This window comes from Nocardia sp. 852002-20019_SCH5090214, from assembly GCF_001665865.1.
Taxonomy (GTDB): domain Bacteria; phylum Actinomycetota; class Actinomycetes; order Mycobacteriales; family Mycobacteriaceae; genus Nocardia; species Nocardia nova.
Map to the genome: position 1 here is coordinate 21,003 of NZ_LZMK01000303.1, position 21,637 is coordinate 42,639.

The 21,637-nt window shown below is 65.0% G+C and carries 17 protein-coding genes and 1 pseudogene; 9 read left to right on the forward strand and 9 right to left on the reverse strand.

The window, feature by feature from the left end; genetic code table 11:
* The first annotated feature begins 129 nt into the window (after positions 1-129).
* Complete coding sequence (locus A5780_RS24105; protein WP_156769633.1) at positions 130-1,677, forward strand: hypothetical protein; 1,548 nt, start codon at positions 130-132, stop codon at positions 1,675-1,677.
* 427 nt (positions 1,678-2,104) lie between these two features.
* Here the strand turns inward: A5780_RS24105 and A5780_RS24110 are convergent, their stop codons facing one another.
* From A5780_RS24110 to A5780_RS24125, 4 genes are all read right to left on the reverse strand, one after another.
* Positions 2,105-2,887 (reverse strand): aminoglycoside phosphotransferase family protein, encoded by a 783-nt coding sequence (locus tag A5780_RS24110; protein ID WP_062965752.1) that lies wholly within the window; start codon positions 2,885-2,887, stop codon positions 2,105-2,107.
* A gap of 481 nt (positions 2,888-3,368) precedes the next feature.
* Entirely contained in the window at positions 3,369-4,454 is a 1,086-nt protein-coding gene (locus A5780_RS24115; protein WP_062965753.1) for a serine protease, read from the reverse strand.
* 688 nt (positions 4,455-5,142) lie between these two features.
* On the reverse strand, positions 5,143-6,078 hold the full coding sequence (locus A5780_RS24120) for a hypothetical protein (protein WP_156769634.1): 936 nt from the start codon (positions 6,076-6,078) through the stop codon (positions 5,143-5,145).
* A 62-nt stretch (positions 6,079-6,140) separates the two neighbouring features.
* Positions 6,141-7,385 carry a tyrosine-type recombinase/integrase gene (locus A5780_RS24125; RefSeq protein ID WP_156769635.1) on the reverse strand — a complete coding sequence of 415 codons (1,245 nt, stop codon included), beginning with the start codon at positions 7,383-7,385 and terminating at the stop codon, positions 6,141-6,143.
* 1,657 nt (positions 7,386-9,042) lie between these two features.
* On the opposite strand from A5780_RS24125, the gene A5780_RS40210 reads away from it, so the two are divergent.
* Positions 9,043-9,411 (forward strand): AbrB/MazE/SpoVT family DNA-binding domain-containing protein, encoded by a 369-nt coding sequence (locus A5780_RS40210; protein ID WP_156769636.1) that lies wholly within the window; start codon positions 9,043-9,045, stop codon positions 9,409-9,411.
* Positions 9,405-10,421, forward strand: a complete 1,017-nt coding sequence (locus A5780_RS24130) for a site-specific integrase (protein WP_062965756.1) — start codon at positions 9,405-9,407, stop codon at positions 10,419-10,421. The genes A5780_RS40210 and A5780_RS24130 overlap by 7 nt, the downstream gene beginning before the upstream one ends.
* 212 nt (positions 10,422-10,633) lie before the next feature.
* Here A5780_RS24130 and A5780_RS24135 read toward each other — a convergent pair whose 3' ends face one another.
* Positions 10,634-10,996 (reverse strand): metalloregulator ArsR/SmtB family transcription factor, encoded by a 363-nt coding sequence (locus A5780_RS24135; protein ID WP_062965757.1) that lies wholly within the window; start codon positions 10,994-10,996, stop codon positions 10,634-10,636.
* Between the two features lie 98 nt (positions 10,997-11,094).
* Between A5780_RS24135 and A5780_RS24140 the strand changes: the two genes are divergently transcribed.
* The gene (locus A5780_RS24140; protein ID WP_062966019.1) at positions 11,095-13,077 is read left to right on the forward strand and encodes a heavy metal translocating P-type ATPase; all 1,983 of its coding nucleotides are present in this window, start codon (positions 11,095-11,097) and stop codon (positions 13,075-13,077) included.
* Positions 13,078-13,197: 120 nt separating this feature from the next.
* On the opposite strand, the gene A5780_RS24145 is transcribed toward A5780_RS24140, so the two are convergent.
* From A5780_RS24145 to A5780_RS24155, 3 genes and pseudogenes are all read right to left on the reverse strand, one after another.
* Positions 13,198-14,073: an alkaline phosphatase family protein gene (locus A5780_RS24145; RefSeq protein ID WP_197521850.1), complete on the reverse strand. Its 876-nt coding sequence runs from the start codon at positions 14,071-14,073 to the stop codon at positions 13,198-13,200.
* A 492-nt stretch (positions 14,074-14,565) separates the two neighbouring features.
* A pseudogene (locus A5780_RS43210) lies at positions 14,566-16,122 on the reverse strand (multicopper oxidase family protein).
* A gap of 60 nt (positions 16,123-16,182) precedes the next feature.
* The gene (locus A5780_RS24155; protein ID WP_156769638.1) at positions 16,183-16,593 is read right to left on the reverse strand and encodes a DUF6153 family protein; all 411 of its coding nucleotides are present in this window, start codon (positions 16,591-16,593) and stop codon (positions 16,183-16,185) included.
* Positions 16,594-16,914: 321 nt separating this feature from the next.
* Here A5780_RS24155 and A5780_RS41275 point away from each other — a divergent pair, with 321 nt between their 5' ends.
* The 3 genes from A5780_RS41275 to A5780_RS24165 all read left to right on the forward strand — a co-directional run bounded on the left by A5780_RS41275 (position 16,915) and on the right by A5780_RS24165 (position 20,174).
* Complete coding sequence (locus tag A5780_RS41275) at positions 16,915-17,067, forward strand: hypothetical protein (RefSeq protein ID WP_167355032.1); 153 nt, start codon at positions 16,915-16,917, stop codon at positions 17,065-17,067.
* A 294-nt stretch (positions 17,068-17,361) separates the two neighbouring features.
* Positions 17,362-17,631 carry an SHOCT domain-containing protein gene (locus A5780_RS24160; RefSeq protein ID WP_062965759.1) on the forward strand — a complete coding sequence of 90 codons (270 nt, stop codon included), beginning with the start codon at positions 17,362-17,364 and terminating at the stop codon, positions 17,629-17,631.
* Between the two features lie 146 nt (positions 17,632-17,777).
* Complete coding sequence (locus A5780_RS24165; protein ID WP_062965760.1) at positions 17,778-20,174, forward strand: cation-translocating P-type ATPase; 2,397 nt, start codon at positions 17,778-17,780, stop codon at positions 20,172-20,174.
* A gap of 104 nt (positions 20,175-20,278) precedes the next feature.
* Here A5780_RS24165 and A5780_RS24170 read toward each other — a convergent pair whose 3' ends face one another.
* Positions 20,279-20,476 carry a hypothetical protein gene (locus A5780_RS24170; protein WP_156769639.1) on the reverse strand — a complete coding sequence of 66 codons (198 nt, stop codon included), beginning with the start codon at positions 20,474-20,476 and terminating at the stop codon, positions 20,279-20,281.
* Positions 20,477-20,560: 84 nt separating this feature from the next.
* Between A5780_RS24170 and A5780_RS24175 the strand changes: the two genes are divergently transcribed.
* Positions 20,561-20,896, forward strand: a complete 336-nt coding sequence (locus A5780_RS24175) for a transposase (protein ID WP_082976693.1) — start codon at positions 20,561-20,563, stop codon at positions 20,894-20,896.
* 14 nt (positions 20,897-20,910) lie between these two features.
* Complete coding sequence (locus A5780_RS24180) at positions 20,911-21,591, forward strand: IS3 family transposase (RefSeq protein WP_082976687.1); 681 nt, start codon at positions 20,911-20,913, stop codon at positions 21,589-21,591.
* Positions 21,592-21,637 lie beyond the last annotated feature (46 nt).

A 21,637-nucleotide genomic window follows, 5' to 3' on the forward strand; every position in this document is an offset into this window, starting at 1 on the left:
GCGAGCTGGATGTGCACGGGAACCTGCTGCATAACTAGCTTCTATGGTGCCGCCGGCCTCGGCCTGGAGCGTGGCGGTCTCGGTGACCGCGTCGCCGGGTTGTCAGTACAGCCGCATAGACTGCTCGAGGTGCAACAATCCAAGCGCTCGGCACTTCTTGAACTCCCAAACCAGTTGCACGGGGGCGACCTGGCCGGTCTGCTCGCCAGCCTCGGTCTCGCCGCCACCCGCGTCAGCGGCAACACCTGGAGCATCCACGCTGACACCCCCGGCGGGCGCCATCACGACCTGCTCACCGCCCGGACGGTGGCCGGTCCCCCACGCCGCGAACCGCAGTTCGACATCCTTCCAAATGTTGTCGACGAGTTGCCCGCACACCAATTGACCCCCGAAGCTTTGACAACCTTAGAGAAGATTCGTGCCAACGCGGCGTCGGACGATGACCTGAAGACCCAGTTGTTGTACTCCCAGATCGAATTGACGCAAGCCAGTCGTCAGCGTTGCGGCCAGTTCACCGAACAACACTTCGGGCTCCTGGGGAGATACACGCTCAACGACACGGATGAGCTTTTGCTGCCGAACCGCAGCGCACACGTCGTCACCATCACTCAGACGCTGTTGCGACGAGTGAAGCTGCCGTCAATCGCTCTCAGGATGGCCCAGGACCCGACTGTGATCAATGAGCTGCGGGATGGGTCAGCGCAGGTGCCAAGCAGCGGTCTTTTGTTCGGATCCGCTGCACAGCAGGCAAACTCGCTGGTCTTGTCCGGATCATTCTTGGACCCGCTCATGGGGTGCTTGCTGCCGTACGTGTGGGGATACGCCTGCCCACGACCGATGTCAACAGTCCTCTTCGGGTTCGGTCGCGCCTTGCCTGCAGCGAACGGCCTTGAGGCGAGAGAGATGCTGGAGCTGCTGCAGCGCAGCGGGCGAAACTCCGCCGTCTCGCTTCCGACGTTCACGAGAACTGCAGCTGGGGAAGCCATCGACTGGTGGGTCATGCGACTCAACCAATTGTTCCGATACCTGACCGATCCAGCCACCTACATCGACTCTCAAGATCGTTACGTTCCACACGAGCAACTGCACTGGATGCTGACCCTCAGCCAGGTTCTGCAACTGACAGCGTCGCTGCAGACCACCATTCGCGACACGACCGCCCAGAGAGTCATCGCATTCACCCTGCTCGGATCCTTCGCTGACCGCCTCCTTGGCGAAAAAGTGGAACTCAAGACCCTGTTTTCCGCGAAATACGCTCAGGAACAATTCAATTTCGTCAAGTCCTGTATGAACAACCATGCCGCCGAGATCCTGCTTCCCGCAGCACAACGGGCACTCGACGCGCTCCAGCAGCTACAAAAGGGCTTCTTCATCTCCGAGCAGCGCGGAATCAAAGCTGTTCGCATCCACATGCCGAACGGCGCGGTCAAGGAATTCAACCGTGAAGATGCCGCCGCGCGGTTGATGGTCATCCACCGCAACGCTACACACGGGTACGGTCGTGGAGCCAAGCCAAAGAGCGTGACGAGCGCCGAAGTCGGCGAACGCCTCCTTGCCCAGCACGACGGACGAATCCCCGATGACCTCGCATTGTTGCCCTATCTCTACCTGCTCGCAGCCTTCTGTCGTCCAGATGACATCCGAGACCGGATCATCGAACAGATAGCGGTGATGTGAATGCTCGTCACGACTACTTCATCCGGCGGAAATAGATAGAACCCGAAGCAGGCGGAATCAAGCCGAAGTCACAAGGCTCGAAATACCCAGGCGTGCAATGAAAATGCTCCTCACCGGAGCGCGGCCTCGGCGCCACACCGAGCTGATCCTGCCCCGCGGCGCCGGCGGATCACTCCCGCGAGGAGCGACAGGTGAACGCGTCAGCGCGGCGAGCTTGAGGAGGTTCTGGTGTCAAATGCCTGTGTCGCTGAGTGTTCCATCGAGTCGTCGAACGGGGCGCCGGAGACGTCTGTTAGCCAAATTTGGGTTGAGGTTGCCTTTACGCGCGCCACCCGTCTCGAACGGAGTCACGAACGCTCCTGCGCGCGTGGACTTTTCGATACTCGTTACCTTCATTGCACGGTCCCCGTGACAGCGAATGGCCGGGTCAGCTGTACTGACTCCAGGATGATGTCGTGTCGCCGGTGAGGATCGCGTGGAGACGCTGGCGTAGCCGTGTTGCGTTGGCTGGCGAGTCACCGGCCCTGCGGAGTGGGCCGGTGATTTGCACGAGGTCTCTCATCCGGCGCAGGGTCTCGTAGCCGGTGGCGAATTCGGAAAGGTCGTAGCCGTAGGTGGTGATGAACTCCGTTACCCAGTGCTGGTCACGTCCGTAACGGATCGCGGCGTGCCAGGTCGGTATGAGGTCGACCTCGAATGGGCCGATGCTCACCCAGTCCCAGTCGCCGAGAATGGCGCGCGGTCGTGCGGAGTCGTCGTTCGTTCTGTCCCACAGTAGGTTTCCTGCCCAGGCGTCACCGTGGATGAGTCCGTGGCCCAGTGGCCAGCTGGTATCGGCGAGTTCGCCGGCCACGGTCTCGATCATGTTCAGCAGAGTCGCGCGTTCGAGGTCGGTGATGTGTCCGGTGTCGGTGCGGGGATCGTGCAGAGCGGTGCGCAGGGATTGCAGAGGAACCCAGTTCGGGAGGTCGATTTGTGCGGGGGGCGGGGTCGAATGCAGCTCCCGCAGTAGTGATCCGAGGTCGCGTGAGGTCGGAGGCAAAGCGTCCGATTGTGGGTAGTAGCGCCAGAAGCTGACGTCGTGCCCGTGCACGGCGAGCGGACGCGCGCCTGCGAGTGGGACGGTGGCTCCGAAGCCGCGTGCGGCCAGCCATGCGGTCAGCGATGTGACGGATCGGACTCTGGGCAGGTCGGCTGCCGCTGTGGACACGCGTGCGACGGCTTGATGGTGAGGTAGGACGAACGGCGTTGCTCGAGTGGTGAATGAGGTGGGCCGCCTCGTCGCTGAAGCCGACTTCGTGACAGGCGGCGCGCAGGATGGTGCGTAGGCTGGTCGTGGTGTTGATCATGTCACCCGGCACCATAGTCCGCGCGTCGGTTCGGGTGGGCCGTGATTTTCGACTGTGATGGTTTGCTGGTCGAGACCAGAGTCACGGGTTCGGAGGCGGAACAAAGTTGTTCGCCGCGCCTGGTTTCGGAATCGGCGCCGGACAGACGGCCCTGCGGATCGGGCGCTGTCGACGCCGCCGCTAACGCTTGGGCTACTGCGGTAGCGGCGTCTCTTTGCCGGGGGACTTGACGAAGATGCTTTCGACGTCGATTCCCTCGAACTACCGGACGGAGTTCTGATCGAACAGTAGCCGACGCACCGCCCAGCCCTCGTCCACCCGGAATTTCCACTAGGTGTGTGTTTATGCCCAGGATTCGACTTTGGCCAGGTTGGGAAATCCGAGATCCGTCAGCGCGCGGACGACCTCGCTAGTGGGGAGCCCACGGTAGAACGGGGCGGACACGGGCGCTCCATTATTGGTCTGAACCTCAGAGGAGTCTTCGACCACAAGCCCGATCACCCGGCCATCGCCAGCGACGATGGGACCACCACTGTTGCCGGGACGGGCGATCGCGGAGTACAGAAAAACGGGTTCGCGGCTCGGCATCGATGGAGTCGATGGGTTCACCACTTCGCCGCGCTGAACGGTGATGGCCATTTCCGCGGTCATCGGCACCCGCGGAAAGCCGAATACGAACGTCTCGTCAGCCCAGTTCGGATCGCGAAACACCATTCCTGCGAGGGGCTGGAGGCCATCAGCGTCGTCTGCCAACTCCAGTTCGATCACTGCAACGTCGAGTTGGGCGTGGGCGCGGACGCGACACGAGCGGTACCCCGCTGGGGTCGGCACCTGCTGAACTACTTGCATCCCATACCTCACGCCTTCCGCAACATGTCGGTTGGTCAGAATGTGCGCGCGATCCACGATGAGGCCAGTTCCCCATCGCTCGTCTGTCTCGGCGGCGGCGTCAGCTTCGGTCGCATAGCCCGTGATCTGGACGGTCGCAGAGCAATAGAACGGGATGATCAGTTCGGCACCGAGAGCTTCGGCCAGCCAAAGCTTTCCACCGTCTTGCCGCTGCAACACCGGTCCACCGTTTGCAAGATAGGTCTGGCCGCCAACAGCCTTCTGGTAGTCGAATCCTTGCGCGAGCAGCAGACCCGCGTGCTCCAATGCACCGAGTACGCGCACCACATCTGCCAGATTGCCTGTCGTGTTGCCGACTTTCCCGAGAAAAGTCATGAAATGGGCGACCGTCCATGGGTGGATCACCCCTTTCTCGTAAGGCGCGCCCGCAAGCTCTGCCCATTGCTGGTTGCGCGCAAGCCCGAAAAATCGATGAGCCAACTCCGCGATCTGGATACGCCACGCGATGGTCACCGGCGCGTACCTTTCCTTGCGAGGTTCAGGTATGCCATCACGCGACTCGGTCGCCGTAGTCGTCATGCTCCGACGGTATCCCTGTCCGTTGGCATCGACCCAACCGCGGCGGCATGGCCGCCCCAGGGCCGATCCCCCAACAGGGAATTCTCCGCGACCGACCGACCACGCCTGAAGCGAACGCCGGTCGGTAACAACCAACTACAGGTGCGCACTAGTCACCGCGTCGGTGTTGGCGGAGATTCGATAGAAGCCCTAGGACGGAGATCAGAACTGTGACGGCCTCCGACCAGCCCGTGAGGAGCCCGGTGGCGGTTGCGAGACTGACTGCCAGGGAGAGGGCCAGTAGCGGGTGAATCTCGGGCGGTCTCGGTTCTGGTGGTTCCAGTCGGGGATGGTCGGAGGTGGGAGTTAGGCTCATGCTCGCCTAGCCCTTTCGTGTCGCAGAGTGGATGGGCGTTGAGTGGCCCCGCCTGTTGCCTCAGGCGGGGCCCACCGTTTTCCGGCCTGCCGATGGTTCTGGGCGGGTCCGGTACGCCGCACTCTATGCGAGACCCCCGACGTGTCGCTTCTGCGCATTCGAGCCGTGGTCCCCGTCGCTCTGACGGGGAAAGCACTGTTCAGCAGGATAATTCGCGCGTTAGCACATACCACCGACACCTCGCCGCCCTGTGCATGAACCGGGCTGCTGGGGATAACTCCCGCGAAGGTGGATGCGACTGCGCACAGGTTGTGCACAACCGCCGTCTGCCGTTTACTCTGCTGGACTTCCGTCGGCTGCGGTGAACGCGGGCCACTGGTGCGCATGAATGATCGAGTCGAGCTGGCGGCGTTGTTCGCGTGCGGCGCGGTCGGCCATGGCGTGGGCGGCGGCGATGGCCCTCGAGTGCTCGCGCTCGCGCGCCTCGTTCTGCTGGCGGTGTGTGTCGGCCTGCTCGGCGAGCTGCCGTCGCAACGCCGCGTTCTCCTCGGCGGCGGCCTGGGCCTGTCCGCGGATGACATCTGCCTCGGCTTCGGCGCGCGCTTGCGCGGTGCGCGCGGCGTCGTACTCATGGCGCATCCTCGTCAGCGTTTGCTCGGCCTCGGTGTAGACACTGTCGCGATCCTTCTCCGCCGCAGCGATTCTCGCCTCGGCGACGGTGCGGGCTTCTTCGGCCTCGCGGCGTGCCTGGGCGGCTTCCACTGCCGCATCGTCGGCTGCTTGCAACGCCAGCGTTTCCAGTTCGGCGGCTCGGTCACGCTGCGCCGTCATCGCCGCCAGTGCACGCTCGGCGGCCGATTGCGCTTGCTCGGCGGCGGCGATCTTGACCGCGGCCTCACGGCGGATGTCGGCGATTTCGCGATCGATCGCCTCGGCACCGGTGATGGTGGCCAGCGTGTCGGCGCTGTCGCTGACGATCGCGGACAATTCGTCACGCAGACGTGCGGCCTCGGCCAGCAGACCCGCGACCGTCACCGCACCATCGGTGACCGGCCGCAGACTCGGGGTGGCTGGTTCGCGGGTCTGCTGCTGGGCGTGTTTTCGTTTGGCGCGCAACGCGGTCTGTGCGTTGTGGCTCGGGTCGGCGCAGTAGGCGAAGGGGCGCCCCGGCCGCCGGGTCGTCGTTTCAGGCTCGGCTGTGCAGCCGGGATAGCCGCACTGTGCCGAAACCGTGCGCTTGCGGGAGTGGAGGTCAATGGGTTTTGTCATTGAATTCCATTTCGTTTCATTACATTTCGTAGCCGTCGCAGTATGAAAATGAATCGGGGCGGTCAGGCGACGGGGCGCAGGCCGCCGTTGCGTACGCGGGGCAGATGCAGGCGGATGACGTCGGCGGCGGATTCGCTGGCGCGGCGGTCGATGTGGCCGTAGCGTTTGTCGGTGGTGTTGACCGACTCGTGTCCGGCGTCGCGGGAGACCACGAACAGCGGCACGCCGTCTTGCAGCTTCCAGGAGATGCCGGTGTGGCGCAGTGTGTAGGGGGTCAGGCGCTTACCCAGCAGGCTGGTGACCGCGTCGTCGAACCGCTCAAGCAGGTCTTCCGGGTCGGCGCCCTTCCATCCGGTGGCGGGGTTGAACGGCCGGAAGTTCAGCTCGTCGAGTGCTTGCAGCCGCCTCAGGGCCGGCAGCCACGCCTTCTTGTAGAAGTAGGTGACACTGATGGGGTTTCCGGTGGCGGTGTGGAACAGCAGCTCGTCGCGCGGGCGGTTCAGGTCGAGCCGGTCGAGGGTTTCCAGGGGCACGTTGACGGTTCGGATTCCCCGGCTGGACTTGGGTTTGCCGAGTTTCAGCGCGCCGCCGGCCCATTTCCACGCCTTGGTGATGCGCACCGCACCAGTGCGGGGGTTGATGTCGCCGACGCGCAGAGCGGTGACCTCGCTGGGTCGGGCCATCGACATCAGGCCGAACTCCGCGTGCGCGCGCCAGCGCGGCGGCATCAGCTGTTCGAACAGCTCCCATTCCGCGTCGTCGAAGTAGTCGGGTTCGGGGGCGTCGTTGCGGGGCAGTCGGGTGTCGGCGCACGGGTTGTAGGCGATCAGCGGGGTCGGGCGCACCGCGGCGGCGGCGCTCATCGCCGCCGAGAGAAACCCGTGCTTGTTGGCGATGGTCTTGGGCTTGTTGCCGATCTCCTCTTCCAGGTGCACCACCCAGGACTTGTCGGTCTCGGCCGTGATCGCGCCGAGAGGCAGATAACCCATGAAATCGGCGATGTCGCGGTCGATGTAGCGGTGGTAGCGCTTGCGGGTCTCGGGCTCGATCCCGGTCAGCGTGTCGGCGTAGCGGCGCAGCCACTCGGTGAGAGTCAGGTCTTCGACATCGGTCCCGCGCTGGACGTCGAGGATCTTCAGCGCTTCCTCGGCGCCGACACGTTCGAGCAGCGCGGCCCAGCGCGTCGCCTCGGCGGGGTCGTCGAATGTCTCCGAACTCTGGCGCCTGCGGCCATCGATGTAGATGTTGAACGGCACTTGCCACGCGACGGTCCCGTCCGCACGAGGACGGGGTCGGGGGGTCGGCATTGTCACCTCCGGTCGGTTCCAGGCGACATCTCGTGAGATGTCCTGTTACCGACCGCTGGTAACCGGCTGCTGACGCCAGATACTGACGCCGTGCACGCTCAGGATACGTTTCCGCGCCCTGAGCGGCCAGTCTGTGTGGTGGAGCCTAGGGGAATCGAACCCCTAACCCCTCAAGACGAAACCCGCTGGTCAGCGGCGGTCGCTAGTGGTCGGATCCTACAAAAGGTCACATCTCGCAGCGATTCGCCGCATTTCGCGTGCGCTCAGGGCCTGACGGCGTCAGCACCTGTTGGCCTCGTCGGCTGGTTGAGGCAGCCGATCGTTCACCCGCCTCGCGCCCGAGTGCAATCTCACGTGCGAATAGAATTCGATTGAAGCACGTTCAGTCCCCACTCGAATTACAAGCGCCGACTCCAATCATGAAAAGCCCATGGATCCAGCGGCAGAAATTTCGATCCAGGCGATACGATGAATCCTTGCAGATACACCCCGGACGCAGGAAAAACAATAGGCTCCGCCTGATATTCAACCTAACCGCCATTAGCGGATCCAGAGGAAGCGCGAGGTGAATTTAACGCAAAATCCGCGGTTTCAGACTTGCGTTGCGATTTGACTCTTCCGACGCTTTGTTCAGCCGGTAGAGCGCCGACGACTGCGACGATTGTGGTATCGGCGACTCCTCGGTGACAACCCGGAAGGATCCGGCGGGGGCACTATGACGGGCATCGCCGTTATCGCCAACGCCTCCCGGATGTCGTCCTCGGTCAGGCGCCACTGGCGCCCAATCTTGTGGCCCGGCAGCTTCCGTGCCCGCAATTGGCGCAAGTACCATTCTGTGGACTGGCCCAATCGTTCAGCACCGACCGAAACAGGCACCGTCGTCAGGGGTGGAACTTCTTGCTGGATACCACTGCGAAACTCGTCACCTGGCGAAAGCCGTTCATCTACCAAGGTTCAATTGCCCTTTCCGATGTAGCCGCATGCTTCATGCGCAGTCCCGGTCGATGACAACGGGCTGAGCGAGCACAGGCAACATACTCTGCCGCTGACGAGGATCCGGCAGACTCGCCGAACGACGCTCGCCCCAAGCCCAGGATGGCACGTCTCGCTATATTTCCTTTTCGCGCCACGGCGCCTCGGTGGGCCGCGTCAACGGAGCCGGTCACCGCGCCACGAGCATAGAAAGCGAAGAATGCTATGAATCAGCACGCTTCGATATCATTCGCTTAATCGAACTGACATGCCTTCTCCGAAAACTGCAGGTCGACACCTACAGCCCTTGAGCCGAAGTCCAGCACACGCTGGCTCGAATGACACAATTCGGCATACATGTTGCCAACTCACCAGTCGCTTCGCTCTCATACAAGAAAGCCGAAAAGAGAATCGAGGCAGCATGTCGCACATGCCCGGGCCGTCCCCCGCCGCCCCGCCAAACAAACCGATGGGTCCGGCATCCGGACGAACACCCACGCGTGCCGGCGCCCAACGTCCCGGTCTATCAGCGCCACAGATACAATCGAACACGTCCGCCGAGTCCCCGCGAACAAGAGTTTCTGCAACGACTCCACATCCCGAGCAGACCGCAGCCGAAAACTTGCTCAATATGAGGCAGCCGCGGACTACGCATGGAGAAAACATCAGGGTTCCGCTGCCACAAGTGGAGATCCACGTCAGACCGTCATCGACATTGCCACTGATATCGATTTCAGTAATTAGCGATCGTGGCAGGGTTGCGGCGGCAAACACACTCGCACCGCTGAAGTGGCTGGCCCACCAGCCGATCAGCTTCACCGTTGACGGTCAACTACTCGTCGTGACTGTCTCTGACACTGCTTCCAAGCTCCGCATCGATTCTCATCACCACCTCTACATTCCGTCGGAATTGCGCAGCCGTCTACACATTAAAAGCGGCGATCGAATCCTGCTCGTCGCGTCCGAAGAGCATCGCAAACTGGTTGTCTACCCGCCCCATGCGCTCGTCACAGCACTATTTTCACAAGACCCGTCAGTTTGGCTCAGATGGTGAGCACCAACGATATCCAAGCCGCTCAACTCCTTCTCGCGCGACTCGGCCTACGTCCCGAAGATCTTCTCTCACAATCGCCCGTCACGAACGTCCCCACTTTCGGTGAATATATCCCACGCGTCGAATCGATTTTGTCAGCTGGAACCGTGCGCACCTACCGCCCGTATTTGAACCGGATCCGAGAGCAATGGCGCGACCGTCCACTGGATGAGCCGACCGCGCTGGAGCTGAAGGAGATGGTCGAGCAGGCCAGACACGCAGCCGCGGCCCGGAAGAACTCGCGCGGTGGACGCTCGGCTGCCGAGCACATGGTCGGCGCCATCCGTTGTCTCTACCGCCACGCTCGCGACGACGGATACGTCCCCGCGGCAGGCAATGCCGCTGCCCACATCGACAAGCCCCGGCGACGACCCAGTTCCCGCACAGCCTTGTCCGATGGCCAACTCACCCAGATCAATCGCGTCGTCGCGACAACCGGCAATGATCCGGACCTGGACTCACTGATCGTGCGGCTGCACATCGAGACAGCGTGCCGGCGCGGCGGAGCTCTGGCGTTGCGGCCTCGAGATCTCGACGAAACGAACTGCCTGATCTGGCTACGCGAAAAAGACCAATCAGACCGGTGGCAGCCAGTATCGCCCACCCTGATGAAAGCACTGGTCAGCCACGGGAATCGAAGCGCGGATCCAGCTGGGCAACTCCTGTGCTACCGAAACGGCCGGCCGGTCACCGGACGCCGCTACGACTATCTGTGGGACCGCGTCGGCAGAGAAATACCCTGGGTAAAAATCCAGCAGGTCACGGCACATTGGCTGCGCCACACCACACTCACATGGGTCGAACGCAACTTCGGCTACGCCACCGCCCGAGCATTCGCAGGTCACGCGGAGCCATCCGGGGCGGACGGGCCAACGCTCACCTACGTCCGAGCGTCTTTGCCCGAAGTCGCTGCAGCTTTGGCCGCCCTCGTCGGCGAGCCACATCCACTCGCCCCAGGCGAAAATCACTGAAGTAGAACAACTCTGAGAGTCGGCGACGAGCGACTCCGGCACGGTCTCTCGACACCGCTGCCCCGCCGCATGCGTCCAAACGAATACATGACAACGGTCCCGTGCGCGAGCATCCACTCGAATACATTTGCCAAAGCGCAAGCCAGCACCTGTGACGGTTCCGTCCACGCCGGTACCCGTGACCGATTTCTTTCAACCATCCCGGCGGCGGATCAGCCGGCGGCCTCGGGCCGGTCGGCGAGGCCGAGCCGCAGGTGTTCGCTGTGATAGACGGCCTCGTCGAGAAGTTGAGCCACGTGGTGGTCGTAGAGGCTGTAGACGATGCTGCGCCCGGTTCGTGTCCCGGTGACCAAGCCGAGGTTGCGCAACAGTCGCAGTTGATGCGAGACCGCCGACTGTTCCATATCGACCGCTTCGGCGAGCGCGGACACCGGACGCGGCCCCTGGCGTAGCTCGGTCAGTATCAACAGTCTGCTCGGGGTTGCCAGGGCCTGCAGGGTCGTGGCGACCTGCGCGGCTGCAGCGGCATCCAATCGCGCGGCCGGCCGATCACGACCGTCGACCCCATGTCCCATAACTCCGCATCGTATACCAGCACACCAATGAAGATCTCTTCATATGTACTGTTATGGTGGTGAACGCACATTCGCCCGAACCACTCTTGGAGGTGTCCGTGGCTTCGCCCACTGCCGCGCCCGCCCGACCGGCCGCTGCGCCGGCCGCCGCGCCCGCGCGCCGCACACGATTGTTTGCGCTGCCCGAGATGCGTTGGGCTGCTGCGGCTTTGGTGGTGTTCGTGCTGGGTTTGATCGCGCAGTGGCTGGGTGCGCCGACGTGGTTGTGGTGGGCGCTGTATTTGAGTTGTTACGTCACCGGCGGCTGGGAGCCGGGGCTTGCCGGACTGCAGGCGCTGCGTGAGAGGACCCTCGACGTCGACCTGTTGATGGTGGTCGCCGCGATCGGCGCGGCGGCCATCGGGCAGGTCCTCGACGGCGCGCTGCTGATCGTCATCTTTGCCACCTCCGGGGCGCTGGAAGCGCTGGCGACCGCGCGGACCGAGGATTCGGTGCGCGGGCTACTCGATCTGGCGCCCGAGACCGCGACCCGACTCGACGCTGACGGGGCGGAACGCACCGTCGCTGTCACCGAACTGGCGGTCGGTGACACGATCCTGGTCCGTCCCGGTGACAGAGTCGCCGCCGACGGCTCGGTGCTCAGCGGCGCCAGTGAGGTCGATCAGGCCACGATCACCGGCGAATCCATGCCGGTGGACAAAGCCACCGGCGACGAGGTATTCGCGGGCACGCTCAACGGCACCGGCGCGCTGCGGGTGCGGGTCGATCGCCGCGCCGAGGACTCGGTCGTGGCCCGGATCGCCGGGCTGGTCGAGGAGGCCAGCAGGACCAAGGCGAAGACACAGCTGTTCATCGAGAAGGTCGAGCAGCGCTACTCGGTGGGAATGGTCGCGATCACGCTCGCCGTGTTCATCGTGCCGTTACTGTTCGGTGCGGCGGTCCAGCCGTCGCTGCTGCGGGCGATGACGTTCATGATCGTCGCCTCGCCGTGCGCGGTGGTACTGGCCACGATGCCGCCGCTGCTGGCCGCGATCGCCAATGCCGGCCGCCACGGCGTCCTGGTCAAATCGGCGGTGGTGATGGAACAACTCGGCACCACCACCCGCGTGGCGTTCGACAAGACCGGAACCCTGACCCGCGGAACACCGGAACTGTCGGAGATCCGCCCGCTCCCCGGCAGTCCCTTCACCGAGGCCGAGATTTTGCGGCTGTCGGCCGCGGCCGAACATCCCAGCGAACACCCGTTGGCCGCCGCGATCGTGCGCGCAGCTCGCTCCGCCGATATGCACCTGCCGGTCGCCGACGATTTCTCAGCGCAACCCGGGCGCGGCGTCCGCGCGGCGATCGAGGGCCACGTCATCCAGGTCGGATCCCCGCACGCGCTCCTGGCCCCGACCAGCACTACCGCACCTGCCGCCGCCGCGTCGGCCGCGGTGGCCGCCCTCCAGCGTGACGGGCGCACCGCAGTGGTCGTGCTGTGCGCAGATCGTCCGGTGGCCGTACTGGGCATCATCGACCAGCAGCGACCCGAAGCCGCCGACGCTGTCGCGGCGATCACCGAATTGTCCAGTGCGGCCCCGGTATTGCTGACCGGCGACAATCGCGACGTAGCCGTGCAGCTGGCCCGCCGGCTGGGCATCACCGACGTTCGTGCCGGCCTGCTGCCCGATGAGAAAGTCACCGCGGTCCGCGAACTGGAAGGCCAGGGCGAGCGGGTCACCGTCGTCGGCGACGGGATCAACGACGCGCCTGCACTCGCCGCCGCCCACACCGGAATCGCCATGGGCGGAGCAGGATCCGACCTCACCCTGCAAACCGCCGACGCCGTCGTGGTCCGCGACGACCTCACCACGATCCCGGCCGTGATCGCCCTCTCGCGACGCGCTCGCCGGGTCGTGATCGCCAACCTCGCCATCGCCGCGACATTCATCGCGGTGCTCGTCGCCTGGGACTTGATCGGCCACCTCCCACTCCCCGTCGGTGTCGCCGGCCACGAAGGATCGACCGTCATCGTCGGCCTCAACGGGCTGCGCCTGCTCTCGCGCCGAGCATGGTCCCCGGCGGCCACGACATCGCGCTGAGCGGCGGCACGAACGCGATCACGCGACGCGGACCGAGCGTGTCCGGGGCTATGAGTCGATCGCCCGGGCCGCTAATGGGGTAGCAGGCGTAGTGCGTTGAGATGTGCCCGGCATCGGTGATCAATGGGAGCCGGTCGACGGCAGGGGCACCCCGCCAGGCGCGGGGAGCCAGACGTCGGTGATCGGCGCCGCGTGGGCCGATTCGGCCACCGGCGCCAAGCCGTAGGCGTCCTCAAGGGTCCGCAGAACCGAGTAGTGATCGATACGCTCACCGTATTTGCCGGGGGCGACGCCGGCGCCGAAGAAGATGGTCGGGATGTGGTTGGCGGCGGTGCCTTCGTCCTCGTCGAAGGTCACCACCAGCAAACTGCGATTGGCCTTGGCCCAGTCGGCGTAGCGGCCGAGGTTGTCGCGCAGCCACGCGTCGCCGGCCGACACCGGGCAGTCGTGCATGTCGTTGCACATATTGGGGTTGACGAACGAGATCGTGGGCAGCCGCGAGTAATCCGCGGGGAAGGCAGCGAGGGGCTGGTTCGCGCTCGCCGCGACGTTGTCGAAGTTCACCCAGCCGTTGTGCTTGCGGGCGTACAGGCCGTTACTGCCGGTGCAGGCGGTATAGCCCGGGGTCGGCATCGACTCGGCGTATCCGGCGAACGAGTGCCCGGCCGCGGCGAGCCGAGTGCCCAGATTGTCCACCCCGGTGACATCGTACGGGCAGCTGTCATCAACCACGCCCTGCGTGGCACCGGAGAACAACGCGATGTAGTTCGGCTGACTGGGGTGGGTCAGCGCATGCGAGTCGGTGAACAACGCGCCGGTGTCGGCGAGTTGGTTGAAGTAGGGCGCGCTCGCGGTGCCGATGATTGTGTCGTATCCGATGTTCTCGAACATCACCACGACGATGTGATCGAACCCCGGAACAGCCACCGCGGACGCCGGGCCCGGCACCACGACCGCGGCGATGGTCAGCGCTGCCGCGCCGACGAGGACGGACATCCCTCGGGCGACTCCGCGGATCCCAAGCATCGGCACTCCTGACGACCTGGCGGACGATAGATATTCGACTACTGCAGTATTCCATCACAGCATCGTCGTGGCCGGAGGCGCCGACCAGCGCGAAAGAGGGCGCGTTAGAGTCGATCGCGAAGCGCTGAACGCGCCGCAGCCCATGTAGCCGCCCCACCTCGCGACCTGTGGAGCCAGCGGGCCGGGCATGCTTTGCCGGAGCGAGACCCCTGTGAGGAAGAAGTCTTGCCGCTGCGTTCAGCGGCGTTGTTCGACCAGGTCGCGCTGCGTGGTAGCCGACTGCCGCGATAGGTCGCAGAACCCGACAGGTCCCGTTCAGGGAATACAGCAGGATCCGGCCGAATCCCGTGGTGTCGGCGGACTCGTCCGCCGCCGGACGGTCGTGCTGAGTCCGGGGTTGCTGCGACTCACTCCTCCGCGAAATGTGAGTGCCCGCGTGCGATAGCTTCGGCCGCCGCGCGGTCAGCGTAGGTAGGACAGGACGGTCATCATTCCGGCCTCCTGGTGATAGGCGTTGTGACAGTGCAGCATCCACTGGCCGGGGTTGCTGGTGTCGAGGTCGGCTTCGACCGTTTGCATCGAGCCGACGATGACGGTGTCCTTGCGGGGCCCGTTTCCAGCGGGCGTACGGAGCTGGAATGTGTGGCCGTGCAGATGCATCGGGTGAAACATCCCGGTCTGGTGAATCGCAGCCGGATCCGTTGACCGGCGGTCACGTCCAGAGGCGTGCGGTGGTCGTAGGTGCGGCCGTTGAGGGTCCAGATATGTCGGCTGTTGTCGGCGCCGAGCGCGATATCGAGGGTGTGGTCAGGGCTCTTCTGCGGTAGCCGGGCGCTGTCGGTGGCGATGAGCTTGTCCGCGGTCAGCGGGGCGGCGGTGAGCTCGGCCGGGCGCACATCGGATGCGGGTGCGGCGCCGCCACCGGTGCGGATGAGCGCGAACCCCTGCCCCGCTTTGCCTTCGGCTGCGGCGATGAGAGGAAAGACGCCGTCGCCGAGATCGATGACGGCGTCGTAGCGCTCGCCCATGCCGATGAGCAGACTGTCGGTGCTGGTCGCCACGACGGGGTAGCCGTCGGTGTGGGTGACCCGTAACCGGTGGCCTCTGACAGCGACGCGGAAGGCGGTATCGGCGCCGGCATTGATGATTCGCAACCGCATCCGCTGACCGGGCTTGCCGGGAAGGGTGACCGGGTCGGTGCCGGTGCGGCCGTTGATGAGGAAGTACGGGTAGTCCTTGACGTCGCCGGCGTCGCTGCCGAGCGGGATGCTCGGGTCGGTGGGCATCGACATGCCGCCCATGTTCATGCCACCCATGCCGCTCATACCGTTGGCCTGCAACTGCCGCAGCTGTTTGTCGGGGGTGCGGCCACCGATGCCGTCGAGCCAATCGTCCAGGACGATGACGGCCTCGGTGTCGTAGTCGCGGCCGTCGGCGGGGTCTTCGACGATCAGCGGCGCGTACAGCCCGCGGTCGAATTGCAATCCGACGTGCGGATGGAACCAGTACGTGCCGGGATCGGGGGTGGTGAACTCGTAGCGAAAACCGCTGTGGGGGGCGATCGCGGGCTGAGTGATGTCGGGACTGCCGTCCATAGTTGCACAGCGCGATACCGTGCCAATGGATCGTGGTCGGCGCGGGGAGCATGTTGGTGACCTCGGCGCGCAGGACCTCGCCGCGGGCCAAGCGGATCTCCTGGCCGGGCAGCCGCCCGCCGTATGTCCAGGTTTCGACCTCAAACTCCGCCGAGATCGACGGTGGTGGGCCGGGCTTGCAGACTCACCTGCCGCGCCGGGGCGTCAGGGCGCGGCGCGCAGCTTCGGCGGCCTTCACCTCGGACGAATCGGGCAAGACGAGGTCACGGCGGCGTTCGGGAGTGTTCGAGCAGGCTGCCAGCGCGGCCGCCGCCGCGGTGCCTGCGGTGAGGGTGAGAAAGCGGCGCCTGTTCAGCGGTGCCGGAGACGAAGAGTGGGTGGGCGGCAGGAGCGCTCCTGAAGGGGTGGGAACTGTCGATGACATGGGTCGATCCAGCCGGAAGGCCCGTCCGGGTTGCCGGGTTGCGGATACGGCTGTGACCTGTCAAATCCGCAGGATCGACAGTTCCGCCAAGCTCGGTGACAGCCACGGCGGCGGATGACGCCGGCGTAGCCGCCGCCAACCTGCCAGCGTCGCCGTCATCGACCAGCCGGTCACTGCCAGCCAGAAGAACAGCACCAGCGCGGCGACACCCACAGCGTCGGTCAGCACGAACACACACAGGTGAGTGGCCGAATGCTGATGAGGCGCACCACCTTCATGTGCGTGGTGCTGCTCGGCATGTTCTCCGAGCATGACAGACACCATCGACATGGAATGGTCGACACGATCGGGGCCGCCGACTTCGGCAGCGGTTACTCCGGCGTGCATCGCCGCGAGACCGCACAGCAGCACGAACAGGCTCAGCACCTGGGCAAGCCGGGCGGCTCGGCGCCTGTCGTGCACTGTAGTCACCGGGTCATCATATGTCCGCCCTCACCGGTACCCGAACCTACACCCGGGGGGGTATGCAGACATGGAGGGGCACACACCCCTCACCAGCGTGATAGACGCTGACCGCACGGGTCTTTCGGCCCCGCGATCAACGTCGGAGGGCTCTGGTCCACCGATCAGTCGCTGGGCATGGTGAGGAATGAGTTCGAGCGATCCGGCTCGAGCGGCAGGTGGAGGGAGGCTCATGATGAGCACACGAACAATGCGAGTTGCGCGGTGAGCGGCCCACAGCCGTCGACCGGGCCGGGTCCCGGAGGGATCCGCGGGTCGGGGCATCGCTGGATGATGATCGCCTGCTGCGTGCCGATCCTGGCGATCGCAGTGATCCTGGTCGTCACCGGAGTGATCCCGGCGGGATTTGTCGTCGTCGCACTCGCGTGCCTCTTGATGATGGCGATGATGATGGGCGGCATGGGCCGTCCCGACCGCGACTGACCCACCCCACGTGTTGCCCTGCCACGCACTGGGTAAGGCGCGAGTAGTGCCGTCCGGCACGGCCAGGTTGAGCAAGGAGATGAACCGTGGACATGCAATCGCCGATGATTCAGGTCATGCACTCGAGCATGATGTGGCTGCACCAGCAAGGCATCTGCCCGATGCACATGTAAGGCTTCCCCCGCAGCCGGGCGGGACTGCGGTCCACCGCTCGAGGGCCGTTCGGCCGTATTCGAACGCGACGCGGCCCGGCACGATGAACAGCAACCAGCGAATGACGCGAAGGAGACGGCGATGATGATGTGGTACGGCAACGGCATGAGCGGCTGGGGCTACAGCCTGATGATCATCGGCATGGTGATCTTCTGGGCGCTCATTGTGGCCGGCATCGTGGCCCTGGTCCGCTACAGCGGCAGCAGCAGCTCAGCCATCTCGAACCCTCCGCTGCAACCACATGGGCCCACCCCCCAGCAGATCCTCGCCGAACGCTACGCACGGGGCGAGATCGACGAAGAGGAATACATCCGGCGCACGAAGACGCTCGGGACCGGCACAGCTGCATAACCGCAGCCACGCACCCAAGAGATGGACAACCCGCCCCGGCGCTACCGAGGCGCCGACGCGGTCGAGCCGGAGCGACGAAGCTACCCGCCATATACCCCCATAGGGTATAGTGCGATTCGTCGGTGAGACTGAGCGAGGAGAACGTGATGGTCGGCGAATCCGGGCGTAGCACCGCGGTATTGGATGTCAGTGGCGTCGAGTGGGCGAGCCAGCAGAATGTGGTGACCGCCGCGCTCGGGCGCCGCCCGGGTGTCGTGTCGGTGGAGCCGAATCCGGTGGCGCAGACCGCGACCGTGACGTTCGACCCGCACCGCACCTCACTGGCCGAGCTACGTAACTGGGTGCGAGACTGCGGATTTCACTGCGCCGGCCAATCCGTGCCCGCCCACGTCTGCGACCCGATGCTCGAGCCGAGCACACAACCACCCACACCGGATCACGCGGCGGACAGAACCACAGCGACCGGCCACGCCGAAATGGATCATGCTGGGCGCGCGGGAATGGAGCATGCCGGTCACGCCGAGATGGAGCATGGCGGTCACGCCGGTCACGCGGGGATGTCGATGGCGGCGATGGCTGCCGACATGCGTAACCGGTTCATTGTGTCGGCGGTGTTCTCGCTGGCGGTGATGGCGTGGTCGCCGATGGCCACCGACATGTTCGGGCTCCATCTGCCGACGCCTTTCGGTGTGCGCCAAGACATTTGGGCGCTGCTGCTGAGCCTGCCGGTGATTTTCTATTCCTCGACGATCTTCTTCACCGGCGCGGTGCAGGCATTGCGAGCCCGCACCCTGGACATGATGGTGCTGGTCGCGGTCGGCATCGGCGCGGGCTGGCTGTATTCGCTGGCGATCACCCTCACCGGTGGCGGCGAGGTGTTCTACGAGGCCTCCACGATGCTGGCCACATTCGTGCTGCTGGGACATTGGTTCGAGATGCGCGCCCGCGGCGGCGCCAACGACGCGATCCGCACCCTGCTCGACCTGGCGCCACCGAAAGCACTGGTGATCCGCGACGGCGCCGAGGTCGAGATCCCCACGTCCGAGGTCGTCGTCGGTGACATGCTGCTGGTGCGGCCGGGCACAAAGATCGCCGTCGACGGAGTAGTCACCGACGGTGACAGCGAGGTCGACGAATCGATGGTCACCGGTGAAAGCCTGCCGGTACACAAACAACCCGGCTCCCCCGTGATCGGCGCGACCATCAACGCCAACGGCACGCTGCGCGTGCGCGCCACCAAAATCGGCGCCGACACCGCGCTCGCACAGATCGTCAACCTCGTCCAACAGGCCCAGAACTCCAAAGCCCCCGGACAGAAGCTGGCCGACCGCGCCGCGTTCTGGCTGGTCCTGGTCGCCCTGCTCGGCGGTGGCCTCACCCTGGGGGTGTGGCTGCTGGCCGGGGCCGGCTTCGCGAAAGCGATGCTGTTCGCGATCACCGTCGTCGTGATCACCTGCCCCGATGCTCTCGGCCTGGCCACCCCGACCGCGATCATGGTCGGCACCGGGCTCGGCGCCAAACGCGGCGTGCTGTTCAAGAACGCGATGGCCCTTGAATCCTCGGCTCACGTGCAGATAGTGGTGATGGACAAAACCGGCACCCTCACCAAGGGCGAACCCGAGGTCACCGAGATCGTCACCGACGGCTACGCCGGCGACGACACCGAACTTCTGGGCCTGCTCGCGGCCGTCGAACGAGAATCCGAACACCCCCTCGCCCAAGCCGTCGTCGGCTACGCCGACGCCCACGGTGCCACCACCGCGACAGCAGAGCGGTTCGAAAATGTGCCCGGCCACGGCGCCATCGCCACGGTCGACGGGCGCCGCGTCGTCATCGGCAACCGGCGCCTGTTCGAACGCGAGGGAATCGAGCTGGGCGAGTTGGCCACAGCCCGGGACCGTCTGGCCGCAACCGGTCACACCGCCGTGCTGGCAGCCGTCGACGACAAGGCCGCCGCAGTGATCGCCATCGCCGACGCAGCCCGCGACACCTCCGCGGCCGCGGTACGCGAACTACACGATCTCGGCATCGAAGTCGTCATGCTCACCGGCGACAACCAAGCCACCGCCGACCGTATCGCCGCCGGCCTCGGCATCGACACCGTGATCGCCGAAGTCCTGCCCGGCGACAAAGCCGCCCGCATCGCCGAACTACAAACCGGCGGCCGCAAAGTCGCCATGGTCGGCGACGGCGTCAACGACGCCCCCGCCCTCGCACAAGCCGACCTCGGCATCGCCATCGGCGCCGGCACCGACGTCGCCATCGAAACCGCCGACCTGGTACTGATGCGATCCGATCCCCTCGACGTACCTACCGCGTTGCGCATCGGCCGCGGCACCCTCCGCAAAATGCACCAAAACCTCGGCTGGGCCGTCGGTTACAACACCCTCGCCCTCCCCATCGCCGCCGGAGTATTCGAACCACTCATAGGACTCACCCTGCGCCCCGAAATCGCCGCCATGTCCATGTCCGGATCCAGCATCATCGTCGCCGTCAACGCACTGGCCCTCAAACGACTCCGACTCCCCGACCACACCGGATAACGCCGAGCGCATCGACGCGATCACCCCCGCCGACGGTGACGAGGTGTGCTTGCGCTACCGCACTGGTCGCCGGGCCCCGCCGCCGGTCTGGCATGGGGCGATGGTCACCGCGACCGGACAGAAGGTTTGGTAGCGGCGGCGAAAAACAGTGGCATGGCCAGCATCAACCGGTCACTGCGGCCGCGATGGGTTTGCTCGGCGATCCAGCTGTCCGCCTGCTCACGGGTGACGGCCCCGGCAGCGCAAGCATTCTCAGCCAGACCTGAAAGCATCGGCACCATCAGCTCATCGACGAACACCACCGCGTGAACCTCCACCGTGGGGCTCCCCTGAAGTAGTGGACATCCGAGATAGCGGGACCGTGGGTCCCTGGAAGGATGTTCACCATGCCTCGTCCGCGTCGATCGTATTCACCCGAGTACCGGGTGGAAGCGGCGCACCGGGTGATCGATTCCGGCCGGTCGGTGCGTGAGATCGCCCGTGAACTGGACGTGCACGAGAACCTGCTGCACAAGTGGGTGCGTGAGGAGCGGCGCCGCATGGCTGCGGCCGGGCAGGCCGGCTCTGGTGGTCGGCGACCCGATGATGTTGGAGGTCAACCGCTTTCAGCCGATGAGCGTGCGGAGTTGATCAGGTTGCGCGCGAAGGTGGCAGAGCAGGCGAAAGATATCGCTTTCCTGGAAAAAGCCTCGGCGTACTTTGCGGCACGGCATCCAAAGTGAGCAGGTTCGAGCTCATGGCGGCAGAGTGCGCCGACCATGATGTGACCCGGATGGCCGAACTACTCGCCGTCTCGACCTCCGGCTACTACCGATTCCTGCAGGTGCGCGCCGATCCGCAGCTGTCACCGCGACTGCAACGGCGCCGCGATCTGGAGGTGAAAATCCTTGCTCACCACAGAGCTTCACGCGGCACTTACGGGTCTCCACGCATCACTGCGGACCTGCGGGCCGAGGGCGAGCGGATGTCGAAGAACACCGTCGCGGCGATCATGGCCGATCTTGGGATCGAGGGCATCAGCCCGCGCTCGTTCAAGACCACCACCGTGGTCGATCCGGTCGCGGAATTCCCGCCCGACCTGGTCGGGCGCCGCTTCGACCGTGGACGTCCCGACATGGTCTGGTCGTCGGACATCACCTACTTGACCTGCGGCGAGGGCGACATGTTCCTGTGCGTGATCCGGGACGAACACTCCCGGCGGGCACTGGGCTGGGCCCTGGCCGATCACATGCGGGCCGAGTTGGTCATCACCGCGGTCGATCGGGCGGTGTTCGTCCGTGGTGGCCGCTGCCGGTCGACAATTCTGCACAGTGACCGCGGCACCCAATACACCGCCACGGCGACCGCCAGCGCGTGCGCGCGGCACGGTTTGCTGCGTTCGGCCGGCGCGACCGGCATATGCCCCTTATCCGGCTAATGTCCATCGATTCCCTGGTCAAGGGGGCTACGGGTGTGTCCGGCGA

What these genes read in the sequence shown, in the direction of transcription:
- A5780_RS24175 (WP_082976693.1), top strand. Translation starts at nt 20,561, where the DNA reads ATGCCTCGTCCGCGTCGATCGTATTCACCCGAGTACCGGGTGGAAGCG.
- A5780_RS24125 (WP_156769635.1), bottom strand. Translation starts at nt 7,385, where the DNA reads ATGCCGACCCCCCGACCCCGTCCTCGTGCGGACGGGACCGTCGCGTGG.
- A5780_RS24145 (WP_197521850.1), bottom strand. Translation starts at nt 14,073, where the DNA reads ATGTCCGTCCTCGTCGGCGCGGCAGCGCTGACCATCGCCGCGGTCGTG.
- A5780_RS24115 (WP_062965753.1), bottom strand. Translation starts at nt 4,454, where the DNA reads ATGACGACTACGGCGACCGAGTCGCGTGATGGCATACCTGAACCTCGC.
- A5780_RS24120 (WP_156769634.1), bottom strand. Translation starts at nt 6,078, where the DNA reads ATGACAAAACCCATTGACCTCCACTCCCGCAAGCGCACGGTTTCGGCA.
- A5780_RS24130 (WP_062965756.1), top strand. Translation starts at nt 9,405, where the DNA reads ATGGTGAGCACCAACGATATCCAAGCCGCTCAACTCCTTCTCGCGCGA.
- A5780_RS24180 (WP_082976687.1), top strand. Translation starts at nt 20,911, where the DNA reads ATGGCGGCAGAGTGCGCCGACCATGATGTGACCCGGATGGCCGAACTA.
- A5780_RS24160 (WP_062965759.1), top strand. Translation starts at nt 17,362, where the DNA reads ATGATGATGTGGTACGGCAACGGCATGAGCGGCTGGGGCTACAGCCTG.
- A5780_RS24165 (WP_062965760.1), top strand. Translation starts at nt 17,778, where the DNA reads ATGGTCGGCGAATCCGGGCGTAGCACCGCGGTATTGGATGTCAGTGGC.
- A5780_RS24135 (WP_062965757.1), bottom strand. Translation starts at nt 10,996, where the DNA reads ATGGGACATGGGGTCGACGGTCGTGATCGGCCGGCCGCGCGATTGGAT.
- A5780_RS41275 (WP_167355032.1), top strand. Translation starts at nt 16,915, where the DNA reads ATGATGATCGCCTGCTGCGTGCCGATCCTGGCGATCGCAGTGATCCTG.